This window comes from Streptomyces sp. NPDC096132 (assembly GCF_044763345.1).
Lineage (GTDB): Bacteria > Actinomycetota > Actinomycetes > Streptomycetales > Streptomycetaceae > Streptomyces.
This window is the reverse complement of record NZ_JBIWGA010000029.1, coordinates 57287-82507: the sequence shown is the minus strand read 5'-3', so window position 1 is coordinate 82507 and position 25221 is coordinate 57287. Positions and strand designations below refer to the sequence as shown.

Annotated in this window: 23 protein-coding genes and 1 pseudogene; 13 read left to right on the top strand and 11 right to left on the bottom strand. The window is 70.1% G+C overall.

What is annotated here, in order from left to right:
- Positions 1–5 precede the first annotated feature (5 nt).
- From kdpC to ACIRF9_RS43215, 3 genes are read left to right on the top strand one after another with little or no spacing between them, the layout of a single operon-like run.
- Positions 6–620, top strand: coding sequence for a potassium-transporting ATPase subunit KdpC (kdpC, locus tag ACIRF9_RS43225; protein WP_403834330.1), 615 nt, complete (start codon positions 6–8; stop codon positions 618–620).
- A gap of 56 nt (positions 621–676) precedes the next feature.
- Positions 677–1363 carry a response regulator gene (locus tag ACIRF9_RS43220; protein WP_403834328.1) on the top strand — a complete coding sequence of 229 codons (687 nt, stop codon included), beginning with the start codon at positions 677–679 and terminating at the stop codon, positions 1361–1363.
- 7 nt (positions 1364–1370) lie between these two features.
- A complete protein-coding gene (locus tag ACIRF9_RS43215) occupies positions 1371–3923 on the top strand; it encodes an ATP-binding protein (RefSeq protein ID WP_403834326.1) in 2553 nt (850 codons plus the stop codon).
- Between the two features lie 39 nt (positions 3924–3962).
- On the opposite strand, the gene ACIRF9_RS43210 is transcribed toward ACIRF9_RS43215, so the two are convergent.
- From ACIRF9_RS43210 to ACIRF9_RS43195, 4 genes are all read right to left on the bottom strand, one after another.
- On the bottom strand, positions 3963–4178 hold the full coding sequence (locus ACIRF9_RS43210) for a hypothetical protein (protein WP_403834323.1): 216 nt from the start codon (positions 4176–4178) through the stop codon (positions 3963–3965).
- Positions 4179–4742: 564 nt separating this feature from the next.
- Positions 4743–6113: a hypothetical protein gene (locus ACIRF9_RS43205; protein ID WP_403834321.1), complete on the bottom strand. Its 1371-nt coding sequence runs from the start codon at positions 6111–6113 to the stop codon at positions 4743–4745.
- Between the two features lie 191 nt (positions 6114–6304).
- Positions 6305–7630 carry a Na+/H+ antiporter NhaA gene (gene nhaA / locus ACIRF9_RS43200; RefSeq protein WP_403834319.1) on the bottom strand — a complete coding sequence of 442 codons (1326 nt, stop codon included), beginning with the start codon at positions 7628–7630 and terminating at the stop codon, positions 6305–6307.
- Between the two features lie 32 nt (positions 7631–7662).
- A complete protein-coding gene (locus ACIRF9_RS43195; RefSeq protein ID WP_403834317.1) occupies positions 7663–8130 on the bottom strand; it encodes a histidine kinase in 468 nt (155 codons plus the stop codon).
- A 180-nt stretch (positions 8131–8310) separates the two neighbouring features.
- Here ACIRF9_RS43195 and ACIRF9_RS43190 point away from each other — a divergent pair, with 180 nt between their 5' ends.
- Together ACIRF9_RS43190 and ACIRF9_RS43185 are read left to right on the top strand one after the other, a co-directional pair.
- The gene (locus ACIRF9_RS43190; RefSeq protein WP_403834314.1) at positions 8311–9411 is read left to right on the top strand and encodes a PucR family transcriptional regulator; all 1101 of its coding nucleotides are present in this window, start codon (positions 8311–8313) and stop codon (positions 9409–9411) included.
- A 332-nt stretch (positions 9412–9743) separates the two neighbouring features.
- Positions 9744–10607 (top strand): hypothetical protein, encoded by an 864-nt coding sequence (locus ACIRF9_RS43185; RefSeq protein ID WP_403834312.1) that lies wholly within the window; start codon positions 9744–9746, stop codon positions 10605–10607.
- A gap of 87 nt (positions 10608–10694) precedes the next feature.
- Here ACIRF9_RS43185 and ACIRF9_RS43180 read toward each other — a convergent pair whose 3' ends face one another.
- Complete coding sequence (locus ACIRF9_RS43180) at positions 10695–11024, bottom strand: hypothetical protein (RefSeq protein ID WP_403834310.1); 330 nt, start codon at positions 11022–11024, stop codon at positions 10695–10697.
- Positions 11025–11394: 370 nt separating this feature from the next.
- On the opposite strand from ACIRF9_RS43180, the gene ACIRF9_RS43175 reads away from it, so the two are divergent.
- Both ACIRF9_RS43175 and ACIRF9_RS43170 read left to right on the top strand, forming a co-directional pair.
- Positions 11395–12408 carry a sporulation protein gene (locus tag ACIRF9_RS43175; RefSeq protein ID WP_403834308.1) on the top strand — a complete coding sequence of 338 codons (1014 nt, stop codon included), beginning with the start codon at positions 11395–11397 and terminating at the stop codon, positions 12406–12408.
- Positions 12409–12494: 86 nt separating this feature from the next.
- On the top strand, positions 12495–12950 hold the full coding sequence (locus tag ACIRF9_RS43170) for a tellurite resistance TerB family protein (RefSeq protein WP_403834306.1): 456 nt from the start codon (positions 12495–12497) through the stop codon (positions 12948–12950).
- A gap of 56 nt (positions 12951–13006) precedes the next feature.
- Here the strand turns inward: ACIRF9_RS43170 and ACIRF9_RS43165 are convergent, their stop codons facing one another.
- The 3 genes from ACIRF9_RS43165 to ACIRF9_RS43155 form a co-directional block, all read right to left on the bottom strand.
- On the bottom strand, positions 13007–13144 hold the full coding sequence (locus ACIRF9_RS43165; RefSeq protein WP_403834303.1) for a hypothetical protein: 138 nt from the start codon (positions 13142–13144) through the stop codon (positions 13007–13009).
- A 175-nt stretch (positions 13145–13319) separates the two neighbouring features.
- Positions 13320–14291: a M56 family metallopeptidase gene (locus tag ACIRF9_RS43160; RefSeq protein ID WP_403834301.1), complete on the bottom strand. Its 972-nt coding sequence runs from the start codon at positions 14289–14291 to the stop codon at positions 13320–13322.
- A gap of 6 nt (positions 14292–14297) precedes the next feature.
- On the bottom strand, positions 14298–14687 hold the full coding sequence (locus ACIRF9_RS43155) for a BlaI/MecI/CopY family transcriptional regulator (RefSeq protein WP_403834298.1): 390 nt from the start codon (positions 14685–14687) through the stop codon (positions 14298–14300).
- Between the two features lie 169 nt (positions 14688–14856).
- Between ACIRF9_RS43155 and ACIRF9_RS43150 the strand changes: the two genes are divergently transcribed.
- A complete protein-coding gene (locus ACIRF9_RS43150) occupies positions 14857–15432 on the top strand; it encodes a TerD family protein (RefSeq protein ID WP_403834391.1) in 576 nt (191 codons plus the stop codon).
- Between the two features lie 574 nt (positions 15433–16006).
- A complete protein-coding gene (locus ACIRF9_RS43145) occupies positions 16007–16303 on the top strand; it encodes a twin-arginine translocase TatA/TatE family subunit (protein ID WP_403834295.1) in 297 nt (98 codons plus the stop codon).
- Positions 16304–16326: 23 nt separating this feature from the next.
- On the opposite strand, the gene ACIRF9_RS43140 is transcribed toward ACIRF9_RS43145, so the two are convergent.
- Both ACIRF9_RS43140 and ACIRF9_RS43135 read right to left on the bottom strand, forming a co-directional pair.
- The gene (locus tag ACIRF9_RS43140; RefSeq protein WP_403834292.1) at positions 16327–17199 is read right to left on the bottom strand and encodes a matrixin family metalloprotease; all 873 of its coding nucleotides are present in this window, start codon (positions 17197–17199) and stop codon (positions 16327–16329) included.
- Between the two features lie 248 nt (positions 17200–17447).
- The gene (locus ACIRF9_RS43135) at positions 17448–19109 is read right to left on the bottom strand and encodes a fibronectin type III domain-containing protein (protein WP_403834290.1); all 1662 of its coding nucleotides are present in this window, start codon (positions 19107–19109) and stop codon (positions 17448–17450) included.
- Positions 19110–19825: 716 nt separating this feature from the next.
- Between ACIRF9_RS43135 and ACIRF9_RS43130 the strand changes: the two genes are divergently transcribed.
- The 4 genes and pseudogenes from ACIRF9_RS43130 to ACIRF9_RS43115 all read left to right on the top strand — a co-directional run bounded on the left by ACIRF9_RS43130 (position 19826) and on the right by ACIRF9_RS43115 (position 24493).
- Positions 19826–21406: an AMP-binding protein gene (locus ACIRF9_RS43130; protein WP_403834288.1), complete on the top strand. Its 1581-nt coding sequence runs from the start codon at positions 19826–19828 to the stop codon at positions 21404–21406.
- Positions 21407–21507: 101 nt separating this feature from the next.
- A complete protein-coding gene (locus ACIRF9_RS43125; RefSeq protein WP_403834287.1) occupies positions 21508–22722 on the top strand; it encodes an alpha/beta fold hydrolase in 1215 nt (404 codons plus the stop codon).
- 114 nt (positions 22723–22836) lie between these two features.
- The gene (locus tag ACIRF9_RS43120) at positions 22837–23319 is read left to right on the top strand and encodes a hypothetical protein (protein WP_403834285.1); all 483 of its coding nucleotides are present in this window, start codon (positions 22837–22839) and stop codon (positions 23317–23319) included.
- A 45-nt stretch (positions 23320–23364) separates the two neighbouring features.
- Positions 23365–24493 (top strand): annotated as a pseudogene (locus ACIRF9_RS43115) (IS630 family transposase).
- 125 nt (positions 24494–24618) lie between these two features.
- On the opposite strand, the gene ACIRF9_RS43110 reads toward ACIRF9_RS43115, so the two are convergent.
- Positions 24619–25083 (bottom strand): hypothetical protein, encoded by a 465-nt coding sequence (locus ACIRF9_RS43110; protein ID WP_403834284.1) that lies wholly within the window; start codon positions 25081–25083, stop codon positions 24619–24621.
- Positions 25084–25221 lie beyond the last annotated feature (138 nt).

Below are 25221 nucleotides of genomic sequence, written 5' to 3'. Positions count from 1 at the left end.
AGGACATGAACAACTCCGTTACGAACACCGCACGGATGCTGTGGGCGGCCCTGCGTATGCTCCTCGTCCTCACCGTCGTGACCGGCCTCCTCTACCCCCTGCTGGTCACCGGCATCGGGCAGGCCCTGTTCCATGACAAGGCCAACGGCTCGATGGTCGAGGTCGACGGCAAGGAGGTCGGCTCGAAGCTGATCGGCCAGAGCTGGAACATCCAGGGCACCGACAAGCCCGACCCGAAGTGGTTCCAGGGCCGTCCGTCCCACAGCGGCTACGACCCGCTGGCCACCGGCTCCGGCCAACTCGGCGCGAGCGACCCCGGACTGGTCGCGGCCGTCAAGGCGGCCAAGGAGCAGGTCGCCGCCTTCAACGGCGTACCCGAGTCCGAGGTGCCCAAGGACGCGGTCACCGGCTCCGCCTCCGCCATCGACCCGGACATCTCACCGCGGTACGCGGACATCCAGGTCAACCGGGTGGCCAGGGCGAACGGGCTGACCGTCGCCCAGGTCCAGAAGCTGGTCGAGAACCAGACCCGGGGCCGCACGCTCGGCTTCCTCGACCAGCCACGCGTCAACGTCCTCGAACTCAACATCGCGCTCAGGGCACTGGCCGAGAAGAGCTGAGACCAAGGGGCCCCCGCCCGGCTCAGCTCCCGCTCCCCAAGGAAGGCGGCACGGCAATGACACGGGTGCTGGTCGTGGACGACGATCCCCAGCTCCTCAGAGCTCTTGTGATCAACCTCAGGGCCCGTAGGTACGAGGTGGACGCCGCAGCCGACGGGGCGACCGCCCTGCGGGTGGCCGCCGCCCGGCCGCCCGACGTGGTCCTGCTGGACCTGGGCCTGCCGGACATCGACGGCCTCGACGTGGTCCGGGGGCTGCGCGGCTGGAGCCGGGTGCCGATCCTGGTGGTCTCCGCCCGCCGGGCCGAGGGCGAGAAGATCGAGGCGCTCGACACCGGCGCCGACGACTACATCACGAAGCCGTTCAGCATGGAGGAACTCCTGGCGCGGCTGCGGGTGGCCCTGCGCCACCTGGAGACCGCGCCACTGGGCGACGGCAGTCCCATGGTCGTCCGTACCGAGGCGTTCACCGTCGACCTGTCGGCGAAGAAGGCCACCCGTGACGGCGGGCAGGTGCGCCTGACCCCGACCGAGTGGCACATCCTGGAGACGCTGCTGCGCAACCCCGGGCGGCTGATCACCCAGCGGCAACTGCTCCAGGAGGTGTGGGGCCCCGCCAGCCACGCCAAGACCCACTACCTCCGTGTCTACATGGCCCAGCTGCGGCACAAACTGGAAGCGGACCCCTCCCATCCGCGTCACCTCATCACCGAGCCCGGCATGGGCTACCGCTTCGAGGAGTGAGAGAGCCATGGCACGCGGCAGGCTTCGGATCTACCTCGGCGCGGCGCCGGGTGTCGGCAAGACGTACGCGATGCTGTCCGAGGCCCACCGCCGCGTCGAACGAGGTACCGACTGCGTGGTCGCCTTCGTGGAGCACCACGACAGGCCGCGCACGGAGGTGATGCTGCACGGCCTGGAGCAGGTGCCGCGCCGCGAGATCTCCTACCGCGGCACCGTCTTCACCGAGATGGACGTCGACGCGGTCATCACCCGCCGTCCGGACGTCGCGCTGGTGGACGAGCTGGCCCACACGAACATCCCCGGCTCCCGCAACGCCAAGCGGTGGCAGGACGTCGAGGAGCTGCTGGCCGCCGGAATCGACGTGGTCTCGACCGTCAACATCCAGCACCTGGAGTCCCTGGGAGACGTCGTCGAGTCGATCACCGGCGTACGGCAGCAGGAGACCGTCCCCGACGAGGTGGTACGGCGGGCGGACCAGATCGAGCTGGTCGACATGTCCCCCGAGGCGTTGCGCCGCCGTATGGCGCACGGCAACGTCTACCAGCCCGACAAGATCGACGCGGCCCTGTCGAACTACTTCCGCCCCGGCAACCTGACCGCCCTGCGGGAGCTGGCTCTGCTGTGGGTGGCCGACCGGGTCGACGCCTACCTGAAGCAGTACCGCAGCGAGCACCGCGTGTCGGCGATCTGGGGCTCGCGGGAGCGGATCGTGGTCGGCCTGACCGGCGGCCCGGAGGGACGCACACTGATCCGCCGGGCGGCGCGGCTCGCGGAGAAGGGCGCCGGCGGCGAGGTGCTGGCCGTCTACATCGCCCGCAGCGACGGGCTGACCTCGGCCTCACCCAAGGAACTGGCCGTCCAGCGCACCCTCGTCGAGGACCTCGGCGGCACCTTCCACCATGTCGTGGGGGACGACATCCCAGCCGCGCTCCTGGACTTCGCGCGCGGAGTGAACGCGACCCAGATAGTCCTCGGCGCCAGCCGCCGCCGTACCTGGCAGTACGTGTTCGGCCCCGGGGTGAGCGCCATCGTGGCCCGCGAGTCGGGTCCCGACCTGGACGTCCACATCGTCACCCACGAGGAGGTCGCCAAGGGGCGCGGGCTGCCCCTCGCACGCGGCGGCCGTCTGGGCCGCTCGCGCATCATCTGGGGCTGGCTGGTCGGCGTGCTCGGCCCCCTCCTGCTCACCTACGCGCTCACCCATGTCGACACGGGCCCGGACCTCACGAACAACGTGCTGATCTTCCTGGCCCTGACGGTCGGAGCGGCCCTGCTCGGCGGCCTCCTCCCGGCGCTGGCCTCGGCAGCGGTCGGCTCGGTGCTGCTCAACTGGTACTTCACCCCGCCGGTGCACACCTGGACCATCGCCGACCCGGAGAACATCGTCGCCATCGCGGTCTTCTTCGCCGTCGCGGTGTCGGTGGCCTCGGTCGTCGACCTGGCGGCCAGACGCACCCACCAGGCCGCCCGACTGCGCGCCGAGTCGGAGATCCTCTCCTTCCTCGCGGGCAGCGTCCTGCGCGGCGAGACCAGCCTGGAGGCGCTGCTGGAACGCGTCCGCGAGACCTTCACCATGGACACGGTCGCCCTCATGGAACGGGAGAACGACGTCAGCCCGTGGACGATCACCGCCCGTGTGGGGAGCACCCGGCCCCTGCGGCGCCCCGAGGACGCCGACGTCGACATGCCGGCCGGCGACCACCTGGCACTGGCCCTGTCCGGCCGCGTCCTGCCGGCCGAGGACCGGCGGGTGCTCGCGGCCTTCGCCGCCCAGGCCGCCGTGGTCCTGGACCGCCAGCGGCTGCAGCACCAGGCCGACCAGGCCAAGGAACTCGCCGAGGGCAACCGCATCCGCACCGCGCTGCTGGCCGCCGTCAGCCACGACCTGCGCACTCCGCTCGCCGGGATCAAGGCGTCCGTCTCCTCACTCCGCTCGGACGACGTGGCCTGGTCCGAGGAGGATCAGGCCGAACTCCTGGCCGGCATCGAGGAAGGCGCCGACCGCCTCGACCACCTCGTGGGCAACCTCCTCGACATGTCCCGCATCCAGACCGGCACCGTCACCCCGCTGATCCGGGAGACCGACCTGGACGAGGTGGTGCCCATGGCACTGGACGGCATACCAGATCCCGAGGAGGGTGTGGAACTGGACATCCCCGAGACCCTGCCCATGGTCGCCGCCGACCCAGGACTGCTGGAGCGGTCGGTCGCCAACGTTGTGGAGAACGCGGTCAAGTACAGCCCCGACGGCAAGCCGGTGCTGGTGTCGGCCAGCGCCATCGCCGACCGGGTGGAGATCCGCGTGGTGGATCGCGGGCCGGGCGTCCCCGACGAGGCCAAGGACCGCATCTTCGCTCCCTTCCAGCGGTACGGCGACGCCCCACGCGGCACGGGAGTCGGCCTCGGTCTCGCCGTCGCACGCGGCTTCGCCGAGGCGATGGGCGGCACCCTCGACGCCGAGGACACCCCCGGCGGCGGCCTCACCATGGTGCTCACCCTGAAAGCGGTGCCCGGTCAGCCGACCGCAGACCCCGGTCGCTCGGCCACTGCTTCGGGATAGGGGCGGTCGGGTGATGAGCTGCCAACCGGCCCGATCGCCTCAGGGCTGATCGCCGTCCGCGGGGAGGCCCGAACCCCGGAAGACCGCCCTGGCGGTCTCCTCGTCGAACCGCCGGGACATCTGCGCCAAGGCGGACGCTCCACGTCGGAGGCTCCCCTGCGCCAGGGAACTACGGACGCCCGCGTCCACCAGCCGCCAGAGCGGCGCATTGGCCACGAGCACATCCGGATCCACCTCGACCTGGGCTCCGTACACGTCACGGAGGATCAACCGCCGCGGGCCCGCACCCGACCAACGCACGGCGACCAGCCGATCGGTGCGTACCAGGCGTTCCCGCCACAGCCGAACGGAAGGCCAACCACCCCTCTCCCGCCACCACCCTCGGAGGGACCAGGACCGTGAACGGCCCCGCCGAGCCCCAGCCACAGGAGCGCCCGCACGACGGTGACGGTCCCCGCACCCGCGTCGATGGCCAGGAGCATCGTCCGGAACGCCGCCAACCCCAGGTACGCCGAGCACATGTCGCCGCGCCACCGTTCGTCCCGGGCGGTTCTGTGAGCGGCTCCCAGGCCGCCCGGTTCCTGTGAGGAGACCGACTTCGCCCGTTCTCGTGGGATGCGCCGTTGCATGAGGACGAGGCTAGGGAATTAGGACATGGAACTGCCGCCCTCTGATGCGTTACTGACGCCTTTTCGCGTCGACCTTGACGCACGGCAGACGCGGTGTGGTCGGTGTTTCACAACAGGAGCACCGCCGCACGAGGGTGAAGACGTATGGACCGGCGGGCCGTGCACTCGTGGCACAGGTCTACGACGCGCTTCAACCGGCAATGGGCCGTTCGAACATTACGTAGTGGCGCGTCAGCCACGCTGACGCCCGCTCGTCGCCGGAGAACAGCGTGGGCAGGGCTCCGGACAGCCCCGCTCCCAGGGCTCCCGCGGTGGCACCGACGGCACCTCCGGGAACGCCGGCGACGACACCGCCGACAGCCCCGAGTGCGAAGGTCACGGAGGAACGGCCCAAGCGCTGCATGAAGGCGGACGATCGCTGCGCTCGCTGCAGGGCCGCGCGCCCCTCGAGCAGTGCTTCGCTGAGGCATCGGCGCGTGTCCGCCCTCAGCCCCTGGGCGCGGAGCCTGGCTGCCTCCTGCAGCCCGTTGTTCAGCCGGGCTCGCCAGAGGGCGAAGGCTTCCTCGTCCCTGCGCATCGCTGCGATGTCGTTCCACGTCAATGTGTCCAGGCCAGGTACATCGGTGCGTGCCAGTTCCCGGACACGGGCGGCATCGACGTCCTGGGGGGCCGGATTCGTCGCCAGGAGGAAGCGCGTGAAGAGTGCGGCCGGGGCGTAGATGTCGATCTCACCGCCCATGGCGATCACATCGTCAAGAGTGCAAGAGACGATGTCGACGACGTTGTCGAAGGAGACTTGGGGGCGCCATTTCTGCATGACGTCCAGAAACGTGGACACCGCTTCAGGGCCGGCTTTCCTGACTGCCACCTCCACAAGCGTCAGATCGGGAGCGCGGTCGCCCTTTCTGATGCGCCGCCAGACCTCTTGCAGCGAGGCATGGAGTCCGTCGACATACACCGCCTCGAGTACGTCCCATGCCTCGTCCTCGAACTCTCCGGCACCACCCATGGCGGAGACACGGCCCAGCAGGTGCGCCCGGATCTCGCCCAGCATGCGGTGGTCCTGCGAGGGACGCCAGTAGGGAACGACGATCCCGTCGTCGACCAACTGTGAGATCTCCACGGTCGATCTCGCTGCGGCACCGAGCATCCTCCGGGCAAGCCCCTCGTCTTCAGCAGCGCAGGAGGTGTAGATCGCGCAGGCCACTGCCAGCGGGTCTTCCAGCACGAGCCCGTGACAGTACAGCAGAGCGCGGGCGACGCCCCGCGAGAAGAGCGAGCTCTCAGCGTGCCGCGGATCTGCCGCGACCATGGGGTTCAGGCCCCCCAAGGAGGGGACGTTCGTCCACAAGGGCGAGGAGTCGACCGCAGGTTTCAGTCCAGGCGTCGGCGTCTGGAAGCTGGACATCCTGGAATTGAAGAGGGGCCAGACCTGGAGACGATCACAGGTCTGCGGCGGGCAGAGATCCATGGCCAGCACCGACTCGGCACATTCCCGCGCCTGCCGATGCGAGGCGTTCGCGACGGCGACCACCAGATCCGGGCCCGAGGTGCCGAGCACCTCCTCCAGGGCTGTGAGGGACCAACGCATATGTACGGCCTTTCAGCTGATTGCCGGTGAATGTACCGGTGCGACGCCGGCGAATCCCGACAGTTGCGCTTCATGTGGTCCTGGCGTGCCCGGCCGGGCGGTACGGGTGGCCCATCCTGGGCCACGCGGAGGGTGCCTTCGTCGTATCGGCCGGGCGATGCTCAGCCCGGCGGGTGGCCGGAGGCTGCGGTACCGGCCGACGCACCGCCGAGTCGTTCCCGTTCGGGTTCGTCGCCTGAAAGGCCACGGGTCTCCTGCTTGTACAAGGCCCGGTATCTCGCGTTGCGGATCCTGAGCAGCACGGCAGCGAGGACGGAGGCGGCGAGGGAGCCGAGGAGCACGGCGGTCTTGACGGTGTCCGCTTGGGCGGGCTCCGGGTAGGCGAGTTCGCTCAGCAGGAGGGAGACGGTGAAGCCGATGCCGGCCAGGACGGACAGGGCCAGGATGTCGGCCCAGGCGAGGGCCGGGTTGAGGCGGGCACGGGTGAAGCGGACGGCAAGGTAGGTCCCGCAGAAGATGCCCAGGGTCTTGCCGAGGAGTAGACCCAGAGCGATGCCGAGGGGTTCCGGACGGTCGAGGACGGCTCGCAGACTGTCGGCGGAGACGGTGACGCCGGCCGCGAACAGGGCGAAGAGGGGGACGGCCAGCCCGGCGGACACGGGGCGGGCGAGATGGATGATGTGTTCGAGCGTTCCCTTCTCCGGCCGGTGATCGTGACCGGTGCGGAGCATGAGGCCCATCGCGACGCCCGTGACGGTGGCGTGCAGGCCACCGGCGTGGGTGAGAGCCCAGACGGTCAGGGCAAGCGGCAGGTACCAGTACCAGCCGTGGACGCGTTTACGCTGGTGGAGCCAGTAGAAGACGCCCAGCCCCAGGGCTGCTCCCGCCAGGGCGGCGAGGTTGAGGCCGACGGTGTAGAACACGGCGATGACCAGGATCGCGCCGAGGTCGTCCACGACGGCCAGAGTGAGCAGGAACGCGCGCAGTGCCGACGGGAGGTGGGTGTTGATCACTGCCAGGACGCCGAGCGCGAAGGCTATGTCGGTGGCCATGGGCACGGCCCAGCCGTTCCAGGTGCCGCCGCCCGCGCTCGCGACGGCCCCGTAGACGAGGGCGGGAACGGCCATGCCGCACGCGGCGGCCACCACCGGAAGGACGGCGGTGGCCGGACTGCGCAGGTCACCGGCGACGAGTTCCCGCTTGAGCTCGGCCCCGGCGACGAAGAAGAACACGGCCAGCAGGCCGTCGGCCGTCCAGTGGGCGACGGACAGGTCCAGTCCCCAGGCGGGGATGCCGAAGTGGCTGTCGCGTACCGCCTGATACGACTGCCGCAGCGGAGAGTTCGCCCAGACGAGGGCGGCGGTCGCGGCGGCCAGGAGCAGCATGCCACCGACAGTCTCGGTGCGCAGGGCATCCGCGACGGCCTTGCGTTCGGGCACGGAAAGCCGTCCGAGAACGGTGCGGGCGCGGCCGGGTGCGGGGCTCATCGTCGTGTCTCGCTTCGCGGTGCGCGGACTCCTCACGCGTGGGCGTCCTGCCGCAGGTGTGCCAGCAGCCGGGCGGCGGTGACCGCCCCGACGTACCGGGAAGCACCGTGGGTGCTCCGTTCCTGCACGGCGACCACGGGACAGCCGGTCCGGGCCATCAGCTCGGCCACCTCCAGGACGGTGCAGTCGTGGGCGACGGAGAACTGGCGAGCACGGCCCGGTGGGAGGCAGTCGGCGACCAGCCGCTCGGGCGGGGCGACGCACAGGCGGTCGGCGTGCGGTTCGTCGATCACCCTGACCAGCAGCGGGTCCTGTTCGAGGTAGCGCGGCAGGCACGCGCGGATCAGATGCTCCGCACGCAGCACGGCCACCGGACGCGCCTGGGCGTCGACGACCAGCAGCCCGGACAGCCGCTGCCCCACCAGCAGGTCCGCGGCCAGGGCGAGGGAATCACCGATGCCGATGGATGCACAGGGCTGGGCGAGGTCGCGTGCGCGCACAGGAACTCCCGGTCGGTTGTCGATGCTCGTGACACTGAAGACGTCATACCCGGCTGACCTGCGCAAACCCCGAGATCAGCTGGTCACCGGTGGACAACTGGAGGCGTCCCTCCTTGCCGACCCACGGCAAAGCGACGGTAAAATCACACGTCAGGGAGCGGACAATCCGGAGGGCCCGCGATGACCGACAGCAGCGAACCCCCCACACGCGAAGCGGCAGACGGGCAGCCGTACGAGCGGGTGCTGGTCCTGGCCCTGTCCCGAGGAGGCGGTCTCGACGATGAAGACCGCACCCGGCTGCGCGCGACCGGGGCACATGCCGCCGAGTCCGGCACGCCGCTGCACGAAGTCATCGACGCCCATCTCGGGGTGCGGTGCCAGACCTCCCGGCCGGCCGCGGGGCCGGAGGCTCCGGCCACACCCGCGCACGTGGTGCGGCTCGTGCGCGACGTGGCCGTCGCCCTTACCGAGGGCTACGAATCCGCCCACCGCGCGGCGATCCGCCGCGAGGAGGAGACACGCCACGCTTTCATCGACGAGTTGCTGCGCGGCCCGGGCGACCTCGGCCGCATGGCGGAGCAGGCCCACCGCGTCGGGTTCCAGCTCACCGGGCCGCACCGCGTCGCCGTGGCCCGCGCCAAGACCCCGTTCACCGCCGTTGACCCCGCCACCCGTTACGTGGACGAGGCCATGTCCGCCCGCCGGTACGAGCCCGCCTGCCTGGTCACGGCGAAGGACGGGCTGCTGGTCTGCGTGGCCGGCGGAAGCGGCCCGGCCGCCTGCGAGGACTTCGCCGAAGCGGTCACGAGGTCGGCGGCCCGGCATCCCCTGATCGCCGTCAGCCGTCCACGACCGGGTGCGAACGGCGTCGTCCGCTCCTTTCGCGAGGCCCTCGAAACCCTGGAACTCGCCGATCGGCTCGCCCTGCCCCGGCGTGTGATCCACGCCGCCGACCTGCTGGTGTTCCAGGTCCTGGGCCGGGACCGGGCCGCCATCACGGACCTCGTGGCCACCGTGCTCGGCGGCCTGGAACAGGCGCGCGGCGGACCGGGCCCCCTCCTGCACACCCTCACCGCCTACTTCGACAGCGGCTGCGCCCACACCGTCACCGCACGACGCCTCGGCCTCAGCGTCAGGGCCGTGACGTACCGCCTTGCCCGCATCCGCACCCTGACCGGCTACGACCCCGCGCTCCCCGACGAGCGCTACACCCTCCAGACCGCCGCACTGGGAGCCCGGCTCCTGAACTGGCCGTCCCGCCCGCTGCAGCCCGTCGACTGAGCCCGGCACATCGACGGCCACGGGCCACGCCCGGGAGGGACGCCTCCGACCACGACGGCGACTCGTGAACAACACATCCTGTGGTGAACCCGTGAAGAATTGACGGGAGTTGTGAACAGTGGCAAGAATTCAGCTCGCTTCGCCGTGCCTGAAGTGAGCGAAGTGACGCGAGTGGCGCCAGCAGCCTGCCACCACCATGCCTGTCCTGGCGCCACGAGCACCTGGCCACCCCCCACCCACTCGAAATCCCCGAGGCAAACTTGTCACGTCCACAACACCACAGGACTCTGGCCGCGCTCGCCGCAACCGCTTTCACCACGGCTGCCCTGCCCGTGCTCACGGCAACCGCGGCCGGCGCCACGACAACGACCGGCTGCCAGTCCGCCACCGTCCAGTACCGCATCGTCGACGCCGACGGAAACCGCGTGGGGGCCGACTGGACCTCGCAGGGCGGGTTCCACCTCTGGGACACCGCTCCCGGCGCCGTCGAGGTGCGCCTCGCACCCGGTCAGACGGTCGGCGACGGGTGCAGATACCCGGTCTCCCTCGCCGAATACACCACCGAAGGGTCCAGCTGGTACACCTCCGGCCATCAGACACTCGTGGACAAGGCCACGGTCTACCTGACCGCCGCGGATGTCGCCGACTCCAAGGACGCCAAGCGGACCTGGCAGAAGCTGAGCGTGAAGACGCCCGACTGCTACGGACAGATAGACCTCTACGGCGACGACGTCATCTACGACGGCAAGTCGGAGGAAGGGCACGGCCCGGTTCCCTACGAGCCCGACGGTGTGGTCACGCCCTACCATCTCATCGCCGCCTGGAACGGCGGCGACAAGCCCTGCACCCCCGATGAACCCGGCACGCCCGGCCCGACCCCCTCCGAGAACACGCCGACCACACCGACCACGCCCGGCACCCCGACCGACCCGGCCGACAGCACACCTCCCGCCGAGGAGACGACTCCGCCCACCACCCCGGAGCCGTCCGCCACCACCCCGACCACGACGTCGGACGTGCCGCCGCTCGAGTCCACGCCGCCCGCGACTCCCGAGCCCTCGCCCAGTGGCAGCACCCCGCCGCTCGCGGAGACGGGTTCGAGCGCCCCGGTCGGCCTCATCGCCGGCGGTGCGGCTCTGGCGGTCGCCATCGGCGCCGGGGCGGTCTACGCCACCACCCGCGCACGACGCTCCTGACCGAAACCCGAAAGGGGACGAGGTGGTGGTGCGCCATGGCGCGCGTCCGGCGCCTCCACGGGCAGAGCCGTGCGGGCAGGGCGGCCGTCATGGTCGGCGGACCGCCGCCTCGTCCCCTGATCGACTCCGTTGAGAGGTGCGGTCATAGGCGATGCCGAGCGCGAAGGCGACAACCGCCAGAGTAACGGCGACACACGAACCCACGACGACCACGTCCCGAGCCGCTCCGGCCAGGCGTGGCAGCGCCTCGCTGACCACGGCCCCGTACCCTGCCGCCACCACCGCGGCGAGAAGTCGCGGCGAACCGGAGTCCCGGCGCGGCAGGGGCGGAGTCCACCCGAGGAACACCGCAAGGACGAGTGGCAGGACGATGACGGTGGCCGTACCGAGTGCGACGCAGTGGGTGGCGCTGTTCATGGGAATCCTCGGGCATGGCGGCTACGGCGCCGACCAGACTTCCCGGCTCACCCGCGCGGGATCCTAGCCGCCGGCATGCGCGCAATGTGGTGGAGCCGTGGAATTAGCGTGTTGGCGGCCCTGAGACAAGGTGGGCTGGGTGGCCCACTCGCGGCCACGACGACCGCGGGGTCGAAAGGCCCCTCTCGAGTCCCCGACTGGTCCCGATGGGCGACGCTTTTCGGACTTTCCCGCTGCGGCCGCCAGGACGCGGAGTGGACCGGTCTCGGCGACTCTATGCTTCTACGTGTCTGTAGAGGGAACGGGCGGCTTCCTCGGCTTGTTCCCGAACCCTCAGGTAACGCACGCACGTTAAGGAGTGGACGCCACGATGGTGTTCAAACGACTGCTCGGCTCGCTCGGCGTGGGCGGCCCCACCGTGGACACGGTCCTGGACCCGGGCGCGGTCCTGCCGGGCGGGAGTCTCTCGGGGCAGGTCCACCTCAGAGGCGGACACGCCGACTTCGACGTCGAGCACCTCACCCTGGAGCTGGTGGCGAGGGTCGAGGCCGAGCGCGAGGACGGGGAGGGTGAGGGGGTCGTCGTGTTCGACCGGTTCACCGTCGGGGGTGGCTTCCGGCTGGCGGCGGGTGAGGACCGCAGTGTCGCGTTCGGCGTGGCGCTGCCCTGGGAGACCCCGATCAGCGAGCTGTACGGGCAGCCGCTTGGCATTGTCCTCGGCGTGCGGACGGAACTCGCTGTGGCCGGCGCCAAGGGCAAGGGCGACCTCGACCGGCTCACCGTGTCCCCGCTGCCCGCCCAGGAAGCGATCTTGGAAGCCTTCGGCCAGCTGGGCTTCGGCTTCAAGTCGGCCGACCTGGAGTACGGCCGGATCGGGGGCACCGGCCAGCAGCTCCCCTTCTACCAGGAGATCGAGCTCACCCCGGCCCCGCGGTACGCCCACCAGGTCAACGAGATCGAGGTGACCTTCCTCGCGAACCCCGGCAGCGTGGAGGTCGTCCTGGAGGCCGACAAGCGGGGCGGCTTCCTCTCGGAGGGCCAGGACGCGCTCACCCGCTTCACCGTCGGCCATCACGACGTACGCGACTGGACCGCGGAGGTCGACGGCTGGATGCGGCAGTTGGTCGAACATCGGGCTTCATACGGCTCGCACGGCTCCTTCAGCTCGTACGGCCACGAGAGCCACTACGGGCAGGGCGGCGGCCACGAGCACGACGGGCATCACGACGACGGGCGCCGATCCGGCCCCGGCATGGGCACCGTCGTCGCGGCAGGCGCGGCCAGCCTCGCCGTAGGTGTTGTGGGCGGCATGGTGGCGGCCGAAGTCGTCGACGAGGTCGGGGACTTTTTCGAGGGCGACGAGGAAGACGAGGGCGAGGACTGACGGAACACGGCGGAACCTTTCCGCTCAGCGGCTAGTTTCTACGTTGATGTAGAGATATCGATCCAGCTCGACCTTCTGGAGTTCTCATGGCCCTGTGGGACCGCATCAAGGAGTCCGCGTCGACGATGCAGACGCAGCTCGTGGCGAAGAAGAACGACCTCAAGAGCGGTGCCTTCCGCGACGCGAGCATGGCGATGTGCGCCCTGGTCGCCGCCGCCGACGGCACCATCGATCCCTCCGAGCGGCACCGCGTCGCCCAGTTGATCGCCACCAACGAGGTGCTGCAGAACTTCGACGCCACAGACCTTCAGCGGCGCTTCGACGACAACCTGAACAAGCTGACGGCCGACTTCGACTTCGGCAAGGTCAGCGTGCTGCAGGAGATCGCCAAGGCGAAGAAGAAGCCGGCCGAGGCGCGGGCCGTCATCCAGATCGGCATCGTCATCGGCGGCGCCGACGGCGACTTCGACAAGACCGAGCAGGCCGTCGTACGGGAAGCCTGCTTCACCCTCGACCTGCCGCCGCACGAGTTCGACCTCTGACGGGCCGCAGGCGTCGTGCCGGGCGGGATGCGCTGTGCGCCGCTCCGGCACGACGCTCAGCGTCCCACGACGCGGTGTACCAACCCCTCCTGGAACCACACCAGCACGAACACCTCGGGGGAGCCGGTCGTGAGCAGCGCCGAGAGCGCCCGGTCGACGGCCTGTGCGCGCTGCTCTCCATCCCTGACGAACATGTCACGCGCGCCCGTGGTCGCCGACTTGACGGCGAAGGGCGCGACTCGCTCTGGCGAGCATCCTGACCAGCCGGCTGGTGCTCCTCGTCTGCCTGCTCGCGATCCTCGCCTTCGTGGGGACCGGCTGCCGGACCGGCCGCGCTGGTCGACCACACCTGACAGCCGGCCGGCCGGTTCAGAGGGGTGTGGCGGCGCGCAGGATGAGCAGCATGGTCACGGCGGAGTTCGCCGACGACATCGCCGACACGGCCGTCCCCGCGGCGGCACCCCATACCGCGAGACCCACAGTGGTGAAGACCGAAGGCCAGTCCCGTACCGCCGGAGCGGGGCCGAGCAGGGCCCTCACCCGGCGCGGCACCGGCCCCGGCGCCGCCGCGAACCCGGCGAGCGTGGGCGCCGGTGTGCCCCGGGAGACAAGAGCGGCCTTGCCGATCGCCCGGGCCACGGTACGGCGGCTGCCAACCGCCTGGGCCGCGTCCTCGTCCGCCCAGCGCTCGGTGGTGTAGGCCACGACCGAACTCAGCGGGCGGAGGAACGGGTTGGCCTGAGCGGCGAGTTGGACCGCGAGCAGGTGACGGTGGTGGCGGGCGGCGAGGTGGGCGCGCTCATGAGCGAACAGGGCGCGCCGCTCGGCGGGTTCGAGGTGGTCCAGCAGGCCGGTGGTCACCACGATCCGGTTCCGACGGAAGCCGTCACGATGGTTGCGGTCACCTAGACCGCGGTTGCCGGACAGGGCGTACGCGTACGGGGTCTCGTCGGGCAGGACCGCGACCTCCGTGCCGGGCAGCCCGGCGAGCGCCCGGTGGGCGCGGCGGTGGACCCGGCTGTGCCGCCAGAGGGTCCGGCCGCAGACCGCGGCAACCACGCACAGCGCGGGGATGGCGAGCCGGCCGGCGATCCCGTCGTAGGGGACGGCCTCGCGCACCTCCGGGTCCGACCAGCCGTCGGGGAGCGGGTTGCCGGGGAGTTGGGCGGTGCCCACGACCATGAGCAGCCCCAAGCACACCGTGCTGCACACCGCCATCACGGCGGCCACGACGGTCAGCAGCCGGGTCGCGGTGCGCGGGTGAAGGTGCTGTTCGGCCAGCCGCGCCACCGGCCAGGCCGTGAGCGGCAGGACGAGCGGCAGAAAGACGAAGACCCCCATGAGGCGTCAGTCTTCCCCTCCGTCGCCAGGCTCGGCGAGCAGTTCGCGCAGCAGCCGTTCGTCGTCAGGGCCCAGGCCGGTGACGAAGCTGGCCAGCACGGCCGCGCGGTCCCGCTCGGCATCCAGCACCCGACGCATCCGGTGCGCGGCCAGACCGGCCTCGTCCGACGCGGGCGTCCAGGCGAAGGACCGCCCCGCACGCTCGCGGGTGACCGCCCCCTTGGCCAACAGCCTGGTCAGGATCGTGATCACCGTCGTGTAGGCGAGACCGCCGCCCAGGCGCTCCTGCACCCAACCGGCCGTCGCGGGGCCTTCCGCCTCCCGCAGCGCCGACAGGACCAGCACCTCCAGTTCGCCCTGCCCCCGCCGCCGGGGACGCTGCCGGTGATCCGTCACGCCCTGTCTCCTCTCCGTCGCCGCCGGTTCCCCGGCTGGACATCGTAGCGATGACCGGAGTGCCTCCTCAGGATTGCAGAAGCCAGGTCCACTCTCTCTACAGTGGTGTAGATTCATGATCCCGGTCCGGGACACGGGCGGGATCGCACAGGCCGAGGAGGAGTACGCAGTGGGAGTTTCCCTGTCCAAGGGCGGCAACGTATCGCTGAGCAAGGAGGCGCCCGGTCTGACCGCGGTCCTGGTCGGACTGGGCTGGGACGTCCGCACGACCACCGGCACCGACTACGACCTCGACGCCTCCGCCCTGCTCCTCGATGCCACCGGCAAGGTGCCGTCCGACCAGCACTTCGTCTTCTACAACAACCTGCGCAGCCCCGACGGGTCCGTGGAGCACACCGGCGACAACCTCACGGGCGAGGGCGAGGGCGACGACGAGTCGGTGAAGGTGGACCTGGCCGGGGTGCCCGCCGAGATCGACAAGATCGTCTTCCCGGTCTCCATTCACGACGCCGAGAACCGCGGCCAGAGCTTCGGTCAGGTGCGCAACGCGTTCATCCGGGTCGTCAACCAGGCAAACGGCCGGGAACTCGCGCGCTACGACCTGTCCGAGGACGCCTCGACCGAGACCGCGATGATCTTCGACGAGCTCTACCGCAACAGCCAGGAGTGGAAGTTTCGTGCCGTCGGTCAGGGCTACGCCTCCGGACTGGCCGGCATCGCCTCCGACTTCGGGGTGAACGTCTGAGTCGCCCGGGCGATGCGCGACCCGCTCCTCCCGCGCGGCCGAGGACCTCGCGGACTTCGAGGCGGTGGCGGACCGGGCGCTGGGGAGCACCGGGGCGTTCAAGGCTGCCGACACGATCACGGCGGCCGCAGGGGAGTGCGGCGCCTACCTCGCCGTACGGGCTGCAGCTGAGCCCGGACACGGCTCGGGTGACGGCGCGCTGCCCGCGCTCGTGGTTCTGACCCCACTCATCTCCGCCGCGATCCAGCTGGCGCTGGGCACCGTGCTCCAACTCGCCGCGGTGACAAGCACCATGCAGCACTCGCTCGTCACGGCGGGCTTGATACCCGGAGCTCGTCGCGGCGGCGGGCACTCTGATGGCTCTCGTCGCCCTCGAGTTGCATCGCGGGACGGCAACGCGGCGGCCCGTCCTGCGTAGAGGCCACGCGGAACGGGCTCGCCTGGTCTGGCAGCAGGCGCTGCTCGACCGCGGGACGCTGCCGCATGTGCGTCGGCGCGCCGCCGAGGACCCGCTCCTGCGCTCAGCGCCGATACATGTCTCACCACCGTCACAGGACAAACAGAACAGGACCCCATGTTCGGACTGAGCGAACTCGCTGTCATCCTTGTCGTCGTCATCGCCATCCTCTGCGTGAAGAGGCTGCCCGACCTGGCCCGCTCGGCGGGCAAGTCCGCCCGCATCCTCAAGGCGGAGGCACGTGCCGCGAAGGACGAGGGAGAGGGCACGGAAGCAGGTCACGCTCCCCGGATCGTCCAGGGCGAGACGCTCACCCCGGGCAGCGCCCCGCACTCGGGCACGGAGCGGTCGGCCGGAGAACCGAGCGGGACGACCGTGCGAGCGGTACGGCCTGACCGGCTCCGCAGCACCTGAGCCGCGCCCTCTTCGCAGGCCGGTCAGTACAGGGCACGCAATCCGAGGACGTCTCCCCGGCCGAGAGTCCTTGCGCTCGTGGAGCAGAGGAACGACGTCGGGTACATGGTGAGGCCCTCGTGTCCCGGGCCGACGTGGGCCAGGCCGAAGACGTGGCCGGCCTCGTGTGTGGCGACGCTGCGGATGTCGTACGCGTCGGTGCAGTCGGCGGAGGGGTTGTTCGTGAAGACGTAGTCGTCGACGTTGAAGCGGACGTCGGCCTCGCGCAGCGCGTCCGGACGCCCGGTGACCCGACGGCTCCACGAGCAGGTCAGGGCGACGACATCGCCGCCAAGGTCCCCGGCGTCCCAGACGCTCAGCCCGTCGCGTGCGGTGCAGTGGCCCTTGCGGTCGATGCCGGCCCTGCGGCTGGTCCGGGACACGTACCTCGCCTTCGCACTGACCTTGTCGGCGAGTCCGCAGTCGTTGCGGCTCGTGGTGATGGTGGCGATGGCTTCCTCGAACGCCCGGCGGGCGTCGGCGCGGGAGAGGTTGCCGGGCAGGGGGCCGTCGCCGAGGAACCACTGGTACGTGCCGTACTTCTTGCGGCCGGCGGTGGCGTAGGCGCCGTCATCACACGCCCCGCCGGCACGGGCCGGGGCAGCGGCCGCGTGGGCGGGCTTTTCGGCCGCGGTGTCGGTCAGGTCGTAGGAGATCCTGCCATCGGCGTCGACCTCCAGGGTGAAGCCGTGTGCCGATCCGTTCACCGTCAGGGCGTCGACGGCGGCTTTCATACCGGGTTCGGGGACGGTCACGCCGGTACCGGCGTGGGTGACGAGGCGTCCGACGGCGGCACAGGCGATCACCGAGGACCCGGCGGGCAGGTCTTCGACCGTCAGCACACGGGGCGGAAGCACACACTCTTCTCGCTCCGCAGGCGTAGGTGCGTCACTTCCGCACGCCGCGCACACGGACGCGGCCACCACGGCCGCCGCGATCGCCCTGGCCACACGCCCGGGCCCGCACCACCCTGTCACTTCGCCCCTCTCCTCCAGCCGGCACAGCCGACAGGGCTTGATCGATACCGGGAGGGATTGGCCATACGGCACGAGCCGCACCCCTTTCGTGGCCGCCGGACGCGAATCCGGCGCATGTCACCAGCCGCTTACCGAGTGGCCTGCGACGGCGTGGTCACGGTGTGGCCGGTCACCGGCTCCATGGTGGGCCTCGGACGGGGTGTCTCGCCGTCTCCTCCGCCCGGCACCCGCCTGGTGGCGTTCTCCGGCGCGGTCGCCGCGCTCGTCGTGGCTCTCTTCGGCACGGTCACGGTCAGGGAGGGAGACCTGCGCGAGGTGTTCGTCCCGTCCGATACGTCGATGCTGTACCGGTGACGCGTGCCGGAGCTCACCGAGTCGGTGTAGGTCATCTTCGGAAGGTCCCAGTAGGTGGACCGCTTCGTCTGCCGTGCGACGAGCTTCCCGTCCCGGTAGATCCGGTACGTCAGCGACGCGTCGTCCCGGTCCCATGTGGCGCGCCAGGCGAGCGTGACCTTGCCGGGCGCGGCCGAGGACAGTGAGAGGGCCGGCACCTTCGGCGCTCCGGTGTCGCGGCTCCCGAAGCGGGTGAGACCCTGCTGCGGTTCCTCGTTGACCCTGGTGAACTCACCTCCCACCCACAGGACACCCCCCGCCACGACCAGGGCACGGGGCCCCACTTCCTCGCCCAGCCCGCCGTCGGTGTCGGGGAACCAGTGCAGGATCCTGCGGTTCTCGACCGACTGGGCCAGCAGGTGCTGCCGGTCCGCCCGCTCGGGGAACCCGCCGGGCGTCTCGTTGCAGTCGTGCGCGTGCGACGCGCTGTACAGCACGCCCTTGTAGGGCACGACGGACTGGGTGGCGCCCCGACAGGTGTCGTTCCACACCATGCTGCCGCTGGCGATCCGGCCCGCGATCCGGCCGTCGTAGATGCCCGGCCCGTGCCCCTCAGCGCCTACGAAGAAGCGGGTCCTGTCCTGGGCGATCGTCTTCACCGACGACTGGGGCGGGAACCAGCCCGGAAAGGTGAGCACCGTCGCGCCGCTGGTGGGGCTGAGTGCGACCAGCGAGCGGGCGGCCTGCCCGTTGACAGATTCGAAGTCGCCTCCGACGAAGAGCCTGCCGTGCGAGGACGCGGCAGACAGGGCGCGCACCGGACGGTCGAGGTCCGCCCTGAAGGGCAGCAGCGTGCCCTCGGGACTGACGGCGGCGACTCGGTTTCTGATCTGACCGTCGACGCGGCCGAGGTCACCACCCAGGTAGACCACGCCGTCGGTGGTCTCGATGGCCCGGACCGTGGCGGACACGGCCGGATGAAACCCCTTGCGCACGGAACAGCCAGCCGTGTCGAGGGCGGCCACGTTGGCCACGCGCTGGGATCCGACGCTGTCGAAGGAGCCGCCCACGTACAGCACGCGACCGTCCGGCGAGGCCTTCATGGCCCGCACGGTGTGGCTGTATCCGGTGAACGAAGGGGCACAGGGCAGCAGCTTGCCGGTCCTGGCGTCGAACGCGGCGAAGTTGCGGCGTGCCACCTCTCGTTGACCAGGTGCCGCGCCCGGCGGGCGGACCGAGTCGAAGGTGCCGCCGACGTAGACGACACCGTTCGCGGAAGCCAGCGACCAGACGATGCCGTTGGTCTGCCAGGTGGCCAGCGGATCGGCGGAGAGTGTCGCGGGATCACCGTCGGCGGCCGCCGCGAGAGAGGCGTCGAGCAGGCAGGTGGCGGAACAGATGAGGGCTACGACGGCAGCCCTCGTGACCTTCCTTGTGCGGAGCTTTCTCAGGCGCAAGTGTCACCTCGGGATGGCAGTGGTGCGAGGGTGTTGCGGCGACCGGGTGCTCCCGCGGCGCGGCGACGCCGCACTCGCCCGGCCCGCCCACACTCAGCGATGTCCGATTCCTCTACAAGTTAGTAGAAAATACGCACTGTCCCAAGACCATTCATATGGCGAGTCCGACGGAGCGTCACCTCCTGCCTGCGGCGCCTTCCTTCCGGAAACCGAACGCGCCGTTACGGACGGCCCACGTGCCGGGCACCCATGCCGCAGCTGGCGCAGCCCCGACGGGTTCGTGAAGGCACCGCCGCCAGCGGCGCTCACGTGTGTGATTCTGTTCGCCACGGCAGAGTCGCGCGCCCGCGCATCCGGAATGCAGAACGAGAAGAAGAGCGGCCTCGAACCGCTCGGAATCCACCGGCCCATTCCGGGTGCGGTTGCCCTCATGACTCCTCAGAGAACCCTCAGAAGTCCACCAAGCGCAGGCCTGGCGGTGTGCCCGACGATGGAGGCCTGTGCGCCGCGACGGACCTGCAAGGCCGTTCGGGCAGGCTGGGCGGGGCACATGGGGGACAGGGACGGGTGATCACTCGACGCCCGCGGGCCGACGAACGCGACCTGGGGGAGGAGGTGGTCGCTCGGCCGGCCGTTCGCTTCCGAGGCCCACGCGCATGGCCGGGCGCCACGGCCAGGCCCAGCCCACACAACGTGTCGAGCTATACGGAGATGTGATGATCTATCAGAGCAAGTACCCGGACGTCGCCCCAGTCGATCGTCCCCTCCATGAGTGGGTGCTCGGCGAGGCCGCCCGACGCGGAAGCCGGCCGGCCCTGGTGGACGCCTCCAGCGGACGGACGCTCACCTATGGCGAGTTGACGGCCCTGGTCCGCAGGCTCGCCGCGGGCTTCGCCGCCGCGGGCATCGGCAAGGGGGATGTGGTGGCGCTCCACTCGCCGAACACGATCCTGTTCCCGGTGGTGCTCTACGCCACCACCGCCGCGGGCGGGACGGTGACCACGCTGTCACCGCTGGCCCTGCCCGCCGAGATCGCCAAGCAGCTGATCGATGCAGAGGCACGTCTGATGGTGAGCGTGTCGGCCCTGATCGAGACCGCGCGGGACGCGGTCGAACTGGTCCGGCGCCAGACCGGCCGGGAGATCGACATCCTGGTCTGCGACGCGGCCGCCGGCCATCCTTCGGTGCTGGGACTGATGACCGGTGACGGCGTTGTGCCTGCCTTCGAGATCGATCCGGCCACAGACGTCGCCGTGCTGCCTTACTCGAGCGGCACGACGGGTGTGCCCAAGGGCGTGATGCTGACCCATCGCAACCTGTGCACCAACCTCGTGCAGATGAACGCCCTGCACCGGATCGAGGAGAACGACCGCGTCATCGCGATCCTGCCGTTCTTCCACATCTTCGGGCTGACCGCGTTGGTGAACAACGCGCTCCACCGCGGTGCGACGGTGTACGTGCACGCGCGGTTCGACCTGGACGCGTTCCTGACGAGCCTGGAGCGCGACCGGATCACCCACGCGTACGTGGCCCCACCGGTGATGCTGGCGCTGGCCAAGCACCCCGCGGTCGGGAACCTGGACCTGTCGCATCTGCGGCGTGTCATCTGCGCCGCGGCGCCGCTCGACGCCGGAGTTCAGTCGGCGGTGGTGGCCCGGCTGGGAGTGGAGGTGGGGCAGGCGTACGGCATGACCGAGTTGTCCCCTGCCTCGCACCTCCATGCCGACGGCAACCTCGACGAGCCCGTCGCCTGCGTGGGGCACCTGCTGCCGTCGACCCAGGCGCGACTGGTCGACCCGATCTCGGGGCTGGATGTGGCGGTCGGCGAACCGGGTGAGGTGTGGATCCGGGGTCCGCAGGTGATGAAGGGGTACTTCGGCCGACCGGAGGAGACCGACGCGTTGATCGACGCCGACGGCTGGCTGCACACCGGTGACATCGGCCGGGTAGACGAGGACGGCAACTGGTTCATCGTCGACCGGGTCAAGGAACTGATCAAGTACAAGGGTTATCAGGTGGCGCCGGCCGAGATCGAGGCGCTTCTGGTGAACCACCCAGGCATCGCCGACGCCGCGGTGATCGGCGTCAGCGACGAGGACGGCAACGAAGTCCCCAAGGCTTTCGTGGTGTCGGCCCCCGGGGCGTCGGTCACCTCCGACGAGGTGATGGCCTACGTCGAGGGCCAGGTCGCTCCGTACAAGAGGGTCCGCCGGGTCGAGTTCATCGAGGCGGTGCCGAAGGCGGCTTCCGGCAAGATCCTGCGGCGCCGGTTGCGGGAGCGTGAGTCGGTGCGGTGATGGCCGGGTGGTGTTTGTACCCCAACAGCGCTGGCGCACAGGCGATTTGAACCGCGCGCCCTGCTCCCGTGCGGACAGACGCCGGATATACAGTCTGTGGTGTGGACGGCGCGGTTTATCTCTTCGGACAGTACGAGTTGGACACGGATCGCCGTCGGCTCAGCCATGACGGGCAGCAGGTCCGCGTCGAGCCCCAAGCGGTGGATCTGCTCTGCCATCTTGTCCGGCACCGCGACCGCGTCGTGCCCACGCCGGAGCTCATCGACCTCATGGGGCGCGGCCGCACCGTCAGCGAGGCTGCACTCGCCACCTGCCTGCGCACCGCCCGCCAGGCGATCGGTGACACCGGCGCACGGCAGGACCTCATCCGCACGGTGCGACGGCGCGGTTACCAGTTCGTCGGGCAGGCCACGGTCGCCTCCGCCGCTCCGTCCGCCGCGCCCGTCGCCGTGTCGGGCACGGCGGCGACGGAGGCGGACCACGAGGTCATCCGGTTCTGCCGGTCCGTCGACGGCACCCGCATCGCCTACGCCACCACCGGCGACGGTCCGCCTCTGGTGAAGACCGCCAACTGGATGACCCACCTCGACCTCGACCGGACCACCCCGATGTGGGCTCACTGGTTCGACGGGCTCACCCGCGGCCGACAGCTCATCCGCTACGACGAGAGGGGCTGTGGCCTCTCCGAATGGGAGCTGGCCGGCTTCACCCTCGACGACCTGGTCGACGACCTCGACTCCGTGGTCGGTGCCGTCGGCCTCGACAGCTTCCCCCTCCTCGGGGTGTCACAGGGCGGCGCCGTGGCGGTCGCCTACGCCGCGCGTCATCCCGAGCGGGTCAGCCGTCTGGTGCTCACCGCGGCCTACGCCCGGGGACAGCTGATCCGGGCCCGGAGCGACGCCGAGCGCGACGCCGCGGAAGTGGACCTGAACATCGCCCGCGCCGGATGGCGTTCCCAGGACAGCAGCTTCCTGCGCTACTTCGCCTCGCAGTTCCTCGCCGACTCCACGCCCACGGAGTGGGACGCGTTCGCCGCCTACCAACGGCAGACGACCTCGCCGGCCAACGGGCTACGTTTCATTGAGGAGTTCGCCCGTATCGACGTCTCCCACATAGCCCATCGCGTGACCTGCCCCACGCTGATCATCCACTCCCGCGACGACGCGCGCGTCCCGGTCTCCCAGGCCCTTGAACTGGCCGCTCTGATCCCCGACAGCCGGCTGATCCTTCTCGAAAGCCGCAACCACCTGTTCACCGCTGCCGACCCCGCCTGGCCCACCTTCCTCTCCCATCTCGACACCTTCCTCGCCGACTAGTGCCGCATCAGGCAACGTTCGCCCTGTCAGAGGGGAGGGCTATCCTCTGGCCGGTCAACCGCGTTCCATTAGCAGGAGGTTGAGATCCTGATGGCTGTGCCGTCTCGTGACTCGATGCTGGAGCTGCTCTCGGCAGACGGCCCTGACCCGGACCACGCCGAGGCGATGATGCTGTACGGCCGACTGGTCGGAACGTGGAACATCAGCAACCGGTACCGCTTTGGTGACGGTCAATGGCGCAGGGCGGCGGGCGAGTGGCGTTTCGGCTGGGTCCTCGGCGGGCGGGCGGTGCAGGATGTGCTCTTCTGCCCGGAGTTCCACGACCGGTACCCCGGCACCACCATCCGCATGTATGACGTCACGACCGGGCTGTGGCAGATTACGTGGATCTCACCGAAGCTTCCTTCGTACTTCTCCCAGATCGGTCGGTCTGACGGTGCCGGTGGGATGATCCAGGAGGGAAACAACTCCGAGGGCAGGCGCTCGCGGTGGACATTCACCGATGTCACGCGGACCTCGTTCCGCTGGCAGGGATTCAGCGCCGCCCCCGACGGTGAGTTCGAGTTGTTTCAGGAGATGCACGCGACACGCGCGTAGTGCGGCATCCGCGACGCGGTGGTGCGGTCTTGGCAGGCTGCCCTGGTGGCAGAACGAGTAGGGGTCCGCGAGATCGATGACGACGAGGGGCAGCGGCTGCTGCGGATCATCCGCAGGGGCACCGGGTCGGTGGTGACCTGGCGGCGGGCCCAGATGGTGCTTTATCCGCGCAGGGCATGCCCGTGTTGAAGATCGCCGAGGTGACGTTCACCAGCGCGGACCGTGTCCGGGACGTGATCCACAACTTCAACGCCGACGGCTTCGAGGCGCTCTACCCGAAGTACAGGGGCGGGAGGCCGAGAACCTTCAGCCTCCCAGAGCGCCGGGAGATCAAGAAGATCGCCAAGTCCAGCCGGCCGAGCACGGCCTGCCGTTCTCGACCTGGAGCCTGGCCAAGCCGGCCGACTTCCTGGTCGCCGAGGGGGGCGACGACATCAGCCACGAGGGCCTTCGGGTCCTGCTCCGCGAGGAGGGCGTGTCCTTTCAACGCATAAAGACCTGGAAGACCTCCCGCGACCCCGACTACGCCGCCAAGAAGGCCCGCGTCGAGCACCTCTACGCAATCGCCGACGGCGAGGTCATACCCGAGGACGGCGAACCCGATGTCGTCTTATGCCTCGACGAGTTCGGGCCGCTCAACCTCCAGCCCCACCCCGGGCGGCAGTGGGCCGAGCGCGGCGGGAAGCACAAGGACCCCGGCCGGGAACCGAGACCGCGCCGACGGGCGACCTACACCCGCCTGCACGGGGTCAGGCACCTGTTCGCCGCCTACGACCTGGCCCAGGACAAGCTCTACGGGCACATCAAACCGAAGAAGAACCGGACGAGGTTCCTGGAGTTCTGCCGCTACCTGCGCAGCCTCTACCCACGGGACATCCGGCTCGCGATCGTGCTCGACAACTTCTTCCCGCACCTGACCACAAAGAAGGACACCCGGGTCGGCGGCTGGGCCGCGGCCAACAACGTTGAGTTCGCCTACACGCCGACCAACAGTTCCTGGCTGGACCGGATCGAGGCCCAGTTCACCGCCCTGCGCTACTTCGCTCTGGACGGCACCGACCATGCCAGCCACAAGGCGCAGGGCAGCATGATCCGCCGCTACATCATCTGGCGGAACAAGCACGCCGCCGACGAACGCCTACGCGACATCGTGGACAGGGCGAACGTTGCCTGATGCGGCACTAGCCTGGAGAGCAGCTCCCGCCGCCGTCGTCCGGCACGCGCGAAGGGCCGCCCGGTGTGAGACCGGGCGGCCCTCGTCATCTCATCGTGTCCGGCGGCCTTGCCAGGCCGTTCCGGTCAGCCGATCACGATGTCGCAGTCGGCCCTGCCGTGGTCGGCGATGTCGGCGAAGTCCGCCTGGATGTCCGGGTCGTACGCGGCCGAGCTGACGGTGCGGGTCTTCTTGCCGGGCACGGCCTTCTTCCCGGTCGCGTGCGAGACCTCCGCCGCGTCCCAGGTCAGGTCGCAGGTCCAGTGGATCGTGCGGACCAGGAGGTTGGAGTTGTGCCCGGTTCCCGTGATCTGCCAGTTGCCGTCCGCGTTCACGGTGAACTCGACGCTGCCGCTGACGTTGCGGCTGCTGTCGCTCGTGGCGAACACGACCGACTGGCCGTCGGCCGAGACCTGCTTGGTGGTGTCGTTCGCCTGTGCGGGAACCGTGCCCAGCAGCAGGGAGCCGAGCCCGGCTCCCGAGGCGATCAGCAGCGCCAGCCCCCGACGAGTCCGCGTCGTGCCGGACATCCTGGTGTTGGTGATGCGCATGGTCCGTCCTTCTCTTTCGTGTCCCGTGTCTGAGGTGAGCGCCGGGCCGTCGCGGGCTCTTGCCGCTTCCGGTCCGCCCGGCACCTCTCAAGCATCGGGCCGGCCACCGGGCCGATGCTTGACGGAGGTCTGAGGCTT